Here is a 13,138-nt window from a genome sequence, read left to right as displayed (position 1 = left end):
CATTGTGGTTACATTCTGGATAAGCAGATTCAATCCTACATTTTGCGGAGTCGACCATGTTAAACCAGCTGCAAAGCCTGACTGAGCGCGTTAGAGGAAGTAACAAACTGGTGGATCGCTGGCTACATGTGCGCAAGCATCTACTCGTGGCTTATTACAATTTGGTCGGTATTAAGCCTGGCAAAGAATCGTTTATGCGACTGAATGAAAAAGCGCTGGATGATTTTTGTCAGGGCCTGGTCGACTATCTGTCCGACGGCCATTTCAATATTTATGAACGCATTATCCGTGAAATGGAAGGGACAACGCCGTATTTAGCAGCCAGCAAGCTCTATCCCCTTCTGGAAGCCAACACCCAGCAGATCATGGATTACTATGATTCCGCGCTCGAGAACGCTATCGACCACGATAACTACCTTGAGTTTCAGCAGGCGCTATCCGACCTCGGTGAAGCGCTGGAAGAGCGATTCACGCTGGAAGATAAGCTGATCGCCCTCGTGCTGGATAATGATTTGAACATCAGTAACGAAGAGAACGTCGCGCGCCCTGCTTGAGTTCTTCACCGTTAACGAGTAATTTACAACCATTCGCCCCTCTCACGAGGGGGATTTTTCTTGTCGGAGTGCCCAGCGCCTGAAAGCGCGGGCTGAGACCGTTAATTCGGGATCCGCGGAACCTGATCAGGCTAATACCTGCGAAGGGAACAAGAGTCACACTGCTGTTGAATCGTCCCCGGGCGATCCTCTCTTGCTTCATCCGTCGTCTGACAAGCCATGTCCTTCACTTTTGGAATGAGCTATGTCTACTGCAAAACTGACCCGCCGCGAACAGCGCGCACAGGCCCAACACTTCATCGACACGCTGGAAGGCACCGCTTTCCCGAACTCGAAACGCATCTATATTTCCGGCTCGCAGGCCGATATCCGCGTCCCAATGCGCGAAATTCAGCTTAGCCCGACGCTTGTCGGCGGCAGCAAAGATAACCCGCAGTATGAAGACAACGAAGCCGTGCCGGTATATGACACCTCCGGTCCGTACGGCGATCCTGATGTTGCCATTAACGTCCAGCAGGGTCTGGCGAAGCTGCGCCAGCCCTGGATTGACGCGCGTAACGACTGCGAAGAGCTGAGCGTGCGCAGCTCTGCGTACACCAAAGAGCGCCTGGCCGACGACGGTCTGGACGAGCTGCGCTTTACCGGCCTGCTGACGCCAAAACGCGCTAAGGCGGGCAAATGCGTGACCCAGTTGCACTACGCGCGCCGGGGTATCGTCACGCCGGAAATGGAGTTCATCGCCATCCGCGAAAACATGGGTCGCGAGCGCATCCGTAGCGAAGTGCTGCGCTATCAGCATCCGGGTGAAGGCTTTGGCGCTCGTCTGCCGGAGAACATCACGCCGGAGTTTGTGCGTGACGAAGTGGCCGCAGGCCGCGCGATTATCCCTGCCAACATCAACCACCCGGAATCCGAGCCGATGATTATCGGCCGCAACTTCCTGGTGAAGGTCAACGCTAACATCGGTAACTCGGCCGTCACCTCCTCCATCGAAGAAGAGGTGGAGAAGCTGGTCTGGTCCACGCGCTGGGGTGCGGACACGGTAATGGATCTCTCCACTGGCCGTTATATTCACGAAACCCGCGAATGGATCCTGCGTAACAGCCCGGTACCGATTGGCACCGTCCCGATTTATCAGGCGCTGGAGAAGGTCAACGGCATCGCCGAAGACCTTACCTGGGAAGCGTTCCGCGACACGCTGCTGGAGCAGGCCGAGCAGGGCGTGGACTACTTCACCATTCACGCGGGCGTGCTGCTGCGCTACGTGCCGATGACGGCTAAGCGTCTGACCGGCATCGTCTCGCGCGGCGGTTCCATCATGGCGAAGTGGTGCCTGTCCCATCACCAGGAAAACTTCCTCTACGAACACTTCCGCGAGATCTGCGAAATTTGCGCCGCGTATGATGTCTCTCTGTCGCTGGGCGACGGCCTGCGTCCGGGCTCTATTCGCGACGCGAACGACGAAGCGCAGTTTGCCGAACTGCACACGCTGGGCGAACTGACCAAAATCGCCTGGGAGTATGACGTGCAGGTGATGATTGAAGGTCCGGGACACGTGCCGATGCAGATGATCCGCCGCAACATGACCGAGGAGCTGGAGCTCTGCCACGAAGCGCCGTTCTATACCCTGGGGCCATTGACCACCGATATTGCGCCGGGCTATGACCACTTCACGTCAGGGATTGGGGCGGCGATGATCGGCTGGTTCGGCTGCGCCATGCTCTGCTACGTGACGCCGAAAGAGCACCTCGGCCTGCCAAACAAAGAGGACGTGAAGCAGGGGCTGATTACCTACAAAATTGCCGCCCACGCGGCGGATCTGGCCAAAGGCCATCCGGGCGCGCAAATCCGCGATAACGCCATGTCGAAGGCGCGCTTTGAATTCCGCTGGGAAGACCAGTTCAACCTGGCGCTGGACCCGTTCACCGCCCGCGCCTATCACGACGAGACCCTGCCGCAGGAATCGGGCAAAGTCGCGCACTTCTGCTCCATGTGCGGGCCAAAATTCTGCTCGATGAAAATCAGCCAGGAGGTGCGCGACTACGCCGCCGCGCAAACCATTGAAGTGGGGATGGCGGACATGTCCGAAACCTTCCGCGCCAGAGGCGGCGAAATCTACCTCAAAAAAGAGGAGGCGTAATGTACCAGCCCGATTTCCCGCCCGTCCCCTACCGTTTAGGGCTCTATCCGGTGGTGGACAGCGTGGCGTGGATAGAGCGACTGCTGGAGGCAGGCGTTCGCACAATTCAGCTGCGCATCAAGGATAAGCGCGATGAGGAGGTGGAAGCCGATGTGGTTGCCGCCATTGAGCTGGGGCGTCGGCATAACGCCCGCCTGTTTATCAACGATTACTGGCGGCTGGCCGTTAAGCACCGGGCGTACGGCGTGCATCTGGGTCAGGAGGACCTGGAAACAACGGATCTGAGCGCTATCCGCGAAGCCGGACTGCGTCTTGGCGTTTCAACACACGATGACATGGAGATCGACGTGGCCCTGGCGGCCCGTCCGTCTTACATCGCGCTCGGTCACGTCTTCCCGACGCAAACCAAGCAGATGCCCTCCGCACCGCAGGGGCTGACGCAGCTGGCGAGTCACGTTAAACGCCTTGCCGATTACCCCACCGTCGCCATCGGCGGAATCAGCCTTGAACGTGCCCAGGCGGTGCTGGAGACCGGCGTCGGCAGCATCGCCGTCGTCAGCGCCATCAGCCAGGCCGCAGACTGGCGGTCCGCCACCGAACAGCTTTTAAAGCTGGCAGGAGCGGGCGATGAACGATCGTGACTTTATGCGCTACAGCCGTCAGATCCTGCTGGAGGATATCGCCATTGACGGCCAGCAAAAACTGCTCGCCAGCCGGGTGCTGATTGTCGGTCTGGGTGGATTAGGCGCGCCCGCCGCGCTCTATCTGGCAGGCGCGGGCGTCGGCACGCTGGTGCTGGCCGACGATGATGAGGTTCACCTCAGCAACCTGCAGCGGCAAATCCTCTTTACCACCGAGGATATCAACCAGCCGAAAGCGCAAATCACCCGGCAGCGGCTGAACCAGCTTAACCCGGATATCGCGCTGATTGCCCTGCAGGAACGGCTCAGTGGTGAAAGCCTACGCCGTGAAGTTGCCCTTGCCGACGTGGTGCTGGACTGTACCGACAACATGGCGACGCGCCAGGCGATCAACGCCGCCTGCGTGGCAAATCATACGCCGCTTATCACCGCCAGCGCGGTGGGGTTCGGCGGGCAGATGATGGTCCTGACCCCGCCGTGGTCGCAGGGCTGCTATCGCTGCCTGTGGCCGGACGATGCCGAGCCGACGCGCAACTGCCGTACCGCGGGCATTCTTGGTCCGGTGGTCGGCGTAATGGGCACAATGCAGGCGCTGGAGGCCATCAAGCTGCTCAGCGGCATGGAAACGGAACGCAATACGCTGCGGCTGTTTGATGCCCGCTCCAGCGGCTGGCGCCAGCTGGCGTTACGCCGAGCCAGCCGCTGCCCGGTATGCGGAGGCCGCGATGCGCATTCTGTTTAACGATGAGCCGATGAGATGCGACGACGGGCTTACCGTTGCCGCACTGCTCGACAAGCTGCGTCAGCTCAAGCCGGGAACGGCGCTGGCGCTCAATCAACAGATCCTGCCGCGCGAGCAGTGGGAACATCAGCAGGTCAATGAAGGCGACCAGATCCTGCTGTTTCAGGTTATCGCAGGGGGCTGAGATGTTACGTATTGCCGATAAGGTTTTTGATTCGCATCTGTTTACCGGTACCGGAAAATTCGCCTCGCCGCAGCTGATGGTGGATGCCATTCGTGAAAGCGGCAGCCAGCTGGTGACGCTGGCGCTCAAGCGCGTGGATCTGCGCCATCACAGCGATGCCATTCTGGCGCCTTTACTGGAGGCAGGCGTGACGCTGCTGCCCAACACCTCCGGTGCCAAAACGGCCGAAGAGGCGATTTTTGCCGCGCAGCTGGCCCGCGAGGCGCTCGGCACCCGCTGGCTGAAGCTGGAAATTCATCCTGACGCCCGCTGGCTGCTGCCCGACCCCATCGAAACGCTGAAAGCGGCTGAAAAGCTGGTGCAGCAAGGGTTTATCGTCCTGCCTTACTGCGGCGCCGACCCTGTCCTGTGCAAACGGCTGGAAGAGGTCGGCTGCGCCGCCGTCATGCCGCTGGGCGCCCCCATTGGCTCCAACCAGGGGCTGGAAACCCGCGCGATGCTGGAAATCATTATTGAGCAGGCTACCGTACCTGTGGTGGTTGATGCGGGCATTGGCGTGCCCAGCCATGCCGCGCAGGCGCTGGAGATGGGTGCTGACGCGGTGCTGGTCAATACGGCCATCGCGGTGGCCGACGATCCGGTCATGATGGCGCGTGCGTTCCGCATGGCCGTAGAGGCTGGCCTGCTGGCAAGGGAGTCTGGCCCCGGCTCGCGCAGTTTCCAGGCGCAGGCCACCAGCCCGCTGACCGGTTTTCTGGAGGCGATCTCATGAGCACGTTTACCGAGCGCTGGCGACAGCTTAACTGGGACGACATTGCCCTACGCATCAACAGCAAAACGGCGACTGACGTGGAGCGTGCGCTCAATGCCCGCCATCTGACCCGCGAGGATCTGATGGCCCTGCTCTCCCCGGCGGCCAGCGCGTACCTCGAACCGATGGCGCAGCGCGCCCAGAGGCTTACCCGCCAGCGCTTTGGCAACACGGTGAGCTTCTACGTGCCGCTCTACCTCTCAAACCTGTGCGCCAATGACTGCACCTACTGCGGCTTCTCCATAAGCAACCGCATCAGGCGTAAAACGCTCAATGAAGGTGAGATTGCGCGCGAGTGCGCGGCCATTCGTGAAATGGGCTTTGAGCATCTTCTGCTGGTCACGGGCGAACATCAGGGGAAGGTGGGAATGGACTATTTCCGTCAGCATCTTCCGGCTATTCGCCGTGAGTTTGCATCGTTGCAGATGGAAGTGCAGCCTCTGGCGCAGGAGGAGTACGCGGAACTCAAGACCCTCGGGCTGGACGGGGTCATGGTCTACCAGGAAACCTATCACGAGGCGACGTACGCCCGGCATCACCTGAAGGGCAAGAAACAGGATTTCTTTTTCCGCCTGGAAACGCCGGACAGGTTGGGTCGTGCCGGCATCGACAAAATCGGTCTGGGGGCGCTGATCGGGCTCTCTGACAGCTGGCGGGTGGATTGCTATATGGTGGCGGAACATCTGCTGTGGCTTCAGCAGCACTACTGGCAGAGCCGTTACTCCATCTCCTTCCCGCGCCTGAGACCTTGCGCGGGCGGGATTGAACCGGCTTCGCTGATGGATGAACGCCAGCTGGTGCAGACCATCTGCGCGTTTCGCCTGCTCGCCCCGGAGGTTGAATTATCGCTCTCAACGCGTGAGTCCCCGGCGTTTCGCGATCGCGTTATCCCGCTTGCGATTAACAACGTCAGCGCGTTTTCCAAAACGCAGCCAGGCGGCTACGCCGACGATCGTCCGGAGCTGGAGCAGTTTGCGCCGCATGACGGACGACGTCCGGAAGCGGTCGCCGCAGCGCTGACGGCGCAGGGTCTTCAGCCTGTCTGGAAAGACTGGGACAGCTGGCTGGGAAGAGCCTCGCAGTGACGCTGAAACGCACTGCAACACCTTAAAAAATTGTCGAGGCGCGACGAAAAGGCAAAACCGGAGGATTGTCAGCGATCGTCCGGTTTTTTATTGTTGCACGGTCAGCAACGGATGCTGACCAGGGCGAAAAGCTTCTTCCTCGTTTCGCCCTGCCTCTGGTTCATTGCACAAAAGGCCGCCAGCAAGCTGAATACGTATTTTCTTAATGATTCTTAAGATAAATCATCCCGCCAGAAATCGTGTGCCGTATAATTCACCGCTAACCGCAGGACAGCGACTATGCTGAGAGGATATCGGCAGACGAAAAGTATTCACCATCAGGAACGATGTACAGCTCATGGCACTTCACAGCAAAAAGCTCTCTTTTACCCGGCCAATCATGCTCAGCTTCGCGGGGATCCTCTGCAGTTTTGCGGTGATCGCGATCGCGGTGACGCTTTCGCAACGAAAGGATTTTCTTGAGGATTATCATAAGATAAACAGCAATTTCACGCACAACCTGGCGGTGAACTACACCGAGTCGATCCTGCGTGAAAACGACTATATCCTGGGCCGTGCCGCGATGTACTTTTCGCGTAACGACAGGCTAAACGAGACGCTCAACGTCAACCCGACGCAAGGGCTACAGATGGTGATGCATCTGCAGAACCTGATGCCGACCGTCTCCTCCATCTCGCTGGCGGACACGCAGGGGCATTATCTCCGCGTACCGGAAGTACTCCCCACGGAGAAAAGTAAAACCTTCGATCCCCGGACGCGGCCGTGGTTTGTCGCCCAGGCGGAAGCCAGTATCTTCAGCCACTATACTCGCCCCTACATGGACTACTTCACTGGCCATCCGACGGTCACGCTCTATAAGCCATTGATTTCTCCCGAAGGCAGACTGAAGGGAACGATCGCATTTCACCTCGATTTGACGTCAATGGGCTACACCCTGCGTCAGATGGTGGCGCCCGTTCAGGGGGAATTCTTCGTCGTCGAACGCGACGGCGCCGTGGTGCTTCACCCGGATACAGGCGCGCTCTTCAAACAGTACGTGAGCGAAGCGCTGATGGACAAAATGACCAGCGGTGAAGGCCACCTTTACGACAAGAAAAGCAACGTCTGGTATTACTACTACTCGTTTACCAACCCGGACTGGTTTGTCATCTACCGGGTCTCTGGCGAGACGCTCACCGATATCACCCGTCACGAAACAACGATTGTTGGCTGGGGATTTGCGCTGGCGGCCATCATCATCATCCTCTTCGGCTTATACCTGCGCCACGCCTCGCGTAGCGTGCTGATGCACATTATCAATGCCATCAAAACCGGCGACGTCAGCGAAGCGCCGCGCCTGGAAGCGATGCTGAGCCATACTATCCAGTCCAATAAAGAACGTGAGATGGCCTATGTGCGTCAGGCGACTCACGATGCGCTGACGGGCTGTAAAAACCGCCGCGCGTTCGATAGCAATATCGCGGAGCTGCTGAATGCCCAGCAGCCTTTCGCGCTGGCGCTGGTGGACATCGATAACTTTAAATCGATTAACGACACGCTGGGCCACCTGACCGGTGATATCGTTCTGCGCAACGTGGCCCGCGAAGGGATCCAGATCATGCAGCCACATGACGTCTCGATTTACCGCTACGGTGGAGAAGAGTTCGCGGTAATTTTCCAGGCTGAGCAGATGACGTCTGCGCTCTCATTGCTGGAAGCGTGGCGTACCGCCGTTGAAAAGCGCGTCTGGCGGGAAGAAAACCTGCGGGTTACGTTCAGCGGTGGTCTTGGGGAGTGGCACTTTGAACCGCTGGAACAACTTGTCGGAAGCGTTGATAACGCCCTCTACAGCGCCAAACAGCAGGGCAAAAACCGCATTAACCGAACGTCCATCAGCTAATCCTCCCTCTTTCACCCCTGCCCGTTTCGACGGGCCGGATACCCGACAACGCAAAATTGTAACCGGTTTCAGAAAATCGCCGGTTTCTTTGTGATGCCTGACACACAATCGCGGTAAACCGGTTGTTGAAGCGGTCTGCACGGGATAATTATCAATAAACACATGTAGATCGAGGCTGATTATGAAGAACATCGTTTTATGCTGTGCAGCGGGAATGTCAACCAGCATGCTGGTTCAACGTATGAAAGACGCCGCGCAGAAAAAAGGGGTTGAAGTCACTATTAAAGCCGTTCCGGTTGCGGAGTTTAAAGACAACATCGCGACGGCCGACATCGTATTGCTGGGGCCACAGGTTAAATACGAGCAGGCTAAACTCCAGGCGCAGGCCGACCCGTTGGGTAAAAAGGTCGCGGTGATCGACATGATGGATTACGGCATGATGAAAGGTGATGCCGTACTGGAAAAAGCACTCAAACTTCTGGAGTCATAATGGAAGACTTAGAAACCACGATTATGGAGCTGCTGGTCAATGCAGGCGCGGCGCGTAGTGCAGCCCTGACGGCGTTGCAGATGGCGCGTAAAGGGGAGTTTGACGAAGCTGAAAAAGCGATGGAAGAGTCGCGCGAATATGTGAAGCATGCGCACACCATACAGACGCAGCTTATCGGTCTTGACGAAGGGACCGGGAAGCTTCCGGTTAACCTGATCACCGTCCACTCTCAGGATCACCTGATGAACGCGATGGTCATTCAGGATCTGGCGGGCGATATGATTGAGCTTTATCGTCGGATCCCGCTGGTGAATTGAAAACATGCAGATGTAAAAAAACCCGCCGAGGCGGGTTTTTTATTAGCGGCTCAACGATTACTCGTTGTCGGAACCACCCAGACCTGCGTTCAGCAGTTCTGCCAGGCTCGCGGATGCATCTTCAGCAGTCACCTGCGGTGCAGCTGGCAGTTCGCCCGCAGCACGACGACGCATACGATCCTGATGGTACGCATAACCGGTACCAGCCGGGATCAGACGGCCCACGATAACGTTCTCTTTCAGACCGCGCAGTTCATCACGCTTACCAGCAACAGCGGCTTCGGTCAGGACACGAGTCGTTTCCTGGAACGATGCTGCAGAGATGAAGGACTCGGTTGCCAGAGACGCTTTGGTGATACCCAGCAGATCGCGCGAGAAGGTCGCACCGATTTTGCCGTTCGCTTCCAGATCGCGGTTAGCAATCTTGACGCGTGAGTATTCAACCTGCTCGCCTTCCAGGAACTCGGAGCTGCCTGCGTTTTCGATGGTTGCTTTACGCAGCATCTGACGAACGATAACTTCAATGTGCTTATCGTTAATCTTAACGCCCTGCAGACGGTAAACGTCCTGCACTTCGTTGGTGATGTAACGCGTTACCGCGTGTACGCCACGAAGACGCAGAATGTCGTGCGGCGCTTCTGGACCATCGGAAACCACGTCACCACGTTCTACACGTTCACCTTCGAACACGTTGAGCTGACGCCACTTAGGAATCATCTCTTCGTACGGTTCGCTGCCATCTACTGGAGTGATAACCAGACGGCGTTTCCCTTTGGTCTCTTTACCGAAGGAGATGATACCGCTGATTTCAGCCAGAATTGCAGGCTCTTTCGGACGACGTGCTTCGAACAGGTCCGCAACGCGTGGCAGACCACCGGTGATGTCCTTGGTACCGCTGGATTCCTGAGGAATACGCGCCAGAGCATCACCCGCACCGATCTGAATGCCATCTTCCAGCTGAACGATCGCTTTACCCGGCAGGAAGTACTGCGCAGGCATGTCGGTACCAGGGATCAGAACGTCGTTACCCTGAGCATCAACGATTTTCAGTGCAGGACGCAGATCTTTACCACCGGTAGTACGTTCAGCAGAATCCAGAACCACCAGAGAAGACAGACCGGTCAGCTCGTCGGTCTGACGAGTAATGGTCTGGCCGTCGATCATGTCAGTGAAGCGGATGAAACCACTCACTTCGGTGATAACCGGCATGGTGTGTGGATCCCAGTTTGCAACGGTTTCACCGCCGGCAACCTGCTCGCCATCACCTTTCGCCATAACCGCACCGTAAGGCACTTTATAGCTCTCTTTGGTACGACCGAATTCGTCGATCAGCTTCAGCTCGGTGTTACGAGAGGTCACAACCAGCTTGCCTGCGGAGTTAACAACAGACTTCGCGTTGCTGAGCTTGATGCTACCTTTGTTTTTCACCTGGATGCTGGATTCAGCAGCCGCACGAGATGCCGCACCACCGATGTGGAACGTACGCATCGTCAGCTGTGTACCCGGCTCACCGATGGACTGTGCTGCGATAACGCCGATTGCTTCACCTTTGTTGATGATGTGGCCACGCGCCAGGTCACGACCATAGCAGTGCGCACATACACCAAAGTCGGTGTCACAGGATACAACGGAACGTACTTTCACGGAGTCAACAGAGTTCGCTTCCAGCAGGTCACACCAGTGCTCGTGCAGCAGCGTGTTGCGTGGAACCAGAATGTCTGCAGTACCCGGCTTCAGAATGTCTTCCGCGGTAACACGACCCAGAACGCGATCGCGCAGTGGCTCTTTAACATCACCGCCCTCGATAACCGGGGTCATGGTGATACCTTCGAGGGTGCCACAATCGTCTTCGGTCACAACCAGATCCTGCGCAACGTCAACCAGACGACGCGTCAGATAACCGGAGTTCGCAGTTTTCAGTGCGGTATCCGCCAGACCCTTACGAGCACCGTGCGTGGAGATGAAGTACTGGAGTACGTTCAGACCTTCACGGAAGTTCGCGGTGATTGGCGTTTCGATGATGGAGCCATCTGGCTTCGCCATCAGACCACGCATACCTGCCAGCTGACGAATCTGTGCTGCGGAACCACGCGCACCGGAGTCGGCCATCATGTAGATGCTGTTGAAGGAAACCTGCTGCTCTTCTACGCCGTCACGGTTAATCACGGTTTCGGTCTGCAGGTTATCCATCATCGCTTTGGATACACGATCGTTCGCCGCGGCCCAGATATCGATAACTTTGTTATAGCGTTCGCCCGCGGTAACCAGACCAGACTGGAACTGCTCCTGGATCTCAGCAACTTCGGCTTCCGCTTCAGAGATGATCTCGTGTTTCTTCTCTGGGATGACCATATCATCGATACCAACAGATGCACCTGAACGCGCTGCATAAGCAAAGCCGGTATACATTGTCTGGTCAGCGAAGATAACGGTCGGCTTCAGACCCAGAATGCGGTAACAGGTGTTCAGCATTTTGGAGATCGCTTTCTTGCCCAGCGCCTGGTTAACGATGGAGAAAGGCAGACCTTTCGGTACGATCATCCACAGAATGGCACGGCCAACGGTCGTGTCTTTCAGGCTGGTTTTCGCAACGAATTCGCCGTTTTCATCTTTTTCGTATTCGGTGATACGCACTTTAACGCGCGCATGCAGAGAGGCCAGGCCAGCGCGATAAATACGCTCAGCTTCTTTCGGGCCAGTCAGCACCATGCCTTCGCCTTTAGCGTTAACACAGTCACGGGTCATGTAGTACAGACCCAATACAACGTCCTGGGAAGGAACGATGATTGGTTCACCGTTCGCTGGGGACAGGATGTTATTGGTAGACATCATCAGCGCACGCGCTTCGAGCTGGGCTTCCAGCGTCAGCGGTACGTGAACAGCCATCTGGTCACCATCGAAGTCGGCGTTATATGCCGCACAAACCAGCGGGTGCAGCTGGATAGCTTTACCTTCGATCAGAACTGGCTCAAATGCCTGGATACCCAAACGGTGCAGAGTTGGTGCACGGTTCAGCAGTACCGGGTGTTCGCGGATAACTTCGTCCAGGATATCCCAAACGACAGCTTCTTCACGCTCAACCATTTTCTTAGCGGCTTTGATGGTGGTGGCCAGGCCACGCAGCTCCAGCTTGCCGTAGATGAACGGTTTGAACAGCTCCAGTGCCATTTTCTTCGGCAGACCGCACTGATGCAGACGCAGGTATGGACCTACGGTGATAACAGAACGACCGGAGTAGTCAACACGCTTACCGAGCAGGTTCTGACGGAAACGACCCTGCTTACCTTTGATCATGTCGGCCAAAGATTTCAGAGGACGTTTGTTAGAACCGGTGATCGCACGACCGCGACGACCGTTATCCAGCAGGGCATCTACCGCTTCCTGCAGCATACGTTTTTCGTTGCGTACGATGATGTCCGGCGCAGCCAGATCCAGCAGACGTTTCAGACGGTTGTTACGGTTGATAACGCGACGATATAGATCGTTCAGATCGGACGTTGCGAAACGACCACCATCCAGCGGAACCAGTGGACGCAGATCTGGCGGCAGAACCGGCAGAACGGTCAGGATCATCCACTCTGGTTTGTTACCAGACTGAACGAACGCTTCCAGCAGTTTGATACGCTTGGTCAGCTTTTTACGTTTGGTTTCGGAGTTGGTTTCGTTCAGCTCTTCACGCAGCTGCTCGCACTCTTGCTCCAGATCCATGCTCTTCAGCAGGGCCTGAATAGCTTCCGCACCCATCTTCGCGTCGAATTCGTCACCGAACTCTTCCAGCGCGTCCAGATACTGCTCTTCAGTCAGGATCTGATGACGTTCCAGGTTCGTCATCCCGCCTTCGATAACCACATAAGATTCGAAGTACAGAACGCGTTCGATATCGCGCAGCGGCATATCCAGCAGCAGACCGATACGGGACGGCAGAGATTTCAGGAACCAGATGTGAGCGGTCGGAGACGCCAGCTCGATGTGGCCCATGCGCTCACGACGCACTTTGGTCTGGGTCACTTCAACGCCGCACTTCTCACAGATCACACCACGGTGTTTCAGGCGCTTGTACTTACCGCACAGGCACTCGTAATCTTTTACTGGCCCGAAAATACGCGCACAGAAAAGGCCGTCACGCTCAGGTTTGAACGTACGGTAGTTGATGGTTTCCGGCTTTTTAACTTCACCGAAAGACCATGAACGGATCATGTCTGGCGAAGCCAGAGCAATTTTGATCGCATCAAACTCTTCGGTTTTAGTCTGCGCTTTCAGAAACTTTAATAAATCTTTCACGGATTTGCTCCCGT

Annotated in this window: 11 protein-coding genes and 1 riboswitch; of the genes, 10 read left to right on the top strand and 1 reads right to left on the bottom strand. The window is 56.7% G+C overall.

Translation table 11 applies throughout. The features are described from left to right. Nucleotides 1-56 precede the first annotated feature (56 nt). The 10 genes from F0320_RS01000 to F0320_RS00955 all read left to right on the top strand — a co-directional run bounded on the left by F0320_RS01000 (nt 57) and on the right by F0320_RS00955 (nt 8,843). Nucleotides 57-554, top strand: a complete 498-nt coding sequence (locus tag F0320_RS01000; RefSeq protein WP_032662962.1) for an Rsd/AlgQ family anti-sigma factor — start codon at nt 57-59, stop codon at nt 552-554. A gap of 54 nt (nt 555-608) precedes the next feature. After that, a riboswitch (TPP riboswitch) is annotated at nt 609-720 on the top strand. 78 nt (nt 721-798) lie between these two features. Next, nucleotides 799-2,694, top strand: a complete 1,896-nt coding sequence (thiC, locus tag F0320_RS00995) for a phosphomethylpyrimidine synthase ThiC (protein ID WP_126331235.1) — start codon at nt 799-801, stop codon at nt 2,692-2,694. Further along, complete coding sequence (thiE, locus tag F0320_RS00990) at nt 2,694-3,335, top strand: thiamine phosphate synthase (RefSeq protein WP_047651715.1); 642 nt, start codon at nt 2,694-2,696, stop codon at nt 3,333-3,335. Before thiC ends, thiE begins: the two co-directional genes overlap by 1 nt. Beyond that, the gene (gene thiF, locus F0320_RS00985; RefSeq protein ID WP_126331233.1) at nt 3,322-4,077 is read left to right on the top strand and encodes a thiazole biosynthesis adenylyltransferase ThiF; all 756 of its coding nucleotides are present in this window, start codon (nt 3,322-3,324) and stop codon (nt 4,075-4,077) included. Before thiE ends, thiF begins: the two co-directional genes overlap by 14 nt. After that, nucleotides 4,061-4,261 (top strand): sulfur carrier protein ThiS, encoded by a 201-nt coding sequence (thiS, locus tag F0320_RS00980; RefSeq protein ID WP_032644502.1) that lies wholly within the window; start codon nt 4,061-4,063, stop codon nt 4,259-4,261. Before thiF ends, thiS begins: the two co-directional genes overlap by 17 nt. Before the next feature lies 1 nt (nt 4,262). After that, a complete protein-coding gene (gene thiG / locus F0320_RS00975) occupies nt 4,263-5,033 on the top strand; it encodes a thiazole synthase (protein ID WP_047059535.1) in 771 nt (256 codons plus the stop codon). Next, nucleotides 5,030-6,157 (top strand): 2-iminoacetate synthase ThiH, encoded by a 1,128-nt coding sequence (gene thiH, locus F0320_RS00970; protein ID WP_126331231.1) that lies wholly within the window; start codon nt 5,030-5,032, stop codon nt 6,155-6,157. The genes thiG and thiH overlap by 4 nt, the downstream gene beginning before the upstream one ends. A gap of 337 nt (nt 6,158-6,494) precedes the next feature. Then, nucleotides 6,495-8,036 carry a sensor domain-containing diguanylate cyclase gene (locus F0320_RS00965; protein WP_126331229.1) on the top strand — a complete coding sequence of 514 codons (1,542 nt, stop codon included), beginning with the start codon at nt 6,495-6,497 and terminating at the stop codon, nt 8,034-8,036. A 181-nt stretch (nt 8,037-8,217) separates the two neighbouring features. After that, the gene (locus F0320_RS00960; RefSeq protein ID WP_010425948.1) at nt 8,218-8,526 is read left to right on the top strand and encodes a PTS sugar transporter subunit IIB; all 309 of its coding nucleotides are present in this window, start codon (nt 8,218-8,220) and stop codon (nt 8,524-8,526) included. Further along, nucleotides 8,526-8,843: a PTS lactose/cellobiose transporter subunit IIA gene (locus F0320_RS00955; protein WP_008503455.1), complete on the top strand. Its 318-nt coding sequence runs from the start codon at nt 8,526-8,528 to the stop codon at nt 8,841-8,843. Before F0320_RS00960 ends, F0320_RS00955 begins: the two co-directional genes overlap by 1 nt. 57 nt (nt 8,844-8,900) lie before the next feature. Here the strand turns inward: F0320_RS00955 and rpoC are convergent, their stop codons facing one another. Continuing rightward, the gene (gene rpoC / locus F0320_RS00950; RefSeq protein WP_029741888.1) at nt 8,901-13,124 is read right to left on the bottom strand and encodes a DNA-directed RNA polymerase subunit beta'; all 4,224 of its coding nucleotides are present in this window, start codon (nt 13,122-13,124) and stop codon (nt 8,901-8,903) included. Nucleotides 13,125-13,138 lie beyond the last annotated feature (14 nt).

Origin of the sequence: Enterobacter dykesii (assembly GCF_008364625.2) — a bacterium.
Taxonomy (GTDB): domain Bacteria; phylum Pseudomonadota; class Gammaproteobacteria; order Enterobacterales; family Enterobacteriaceae; genus Enterobacter; species Enterobacter dykesii.
This window is presented reverse-complemented; position numbering and strand designations above follow the sequence as displayed.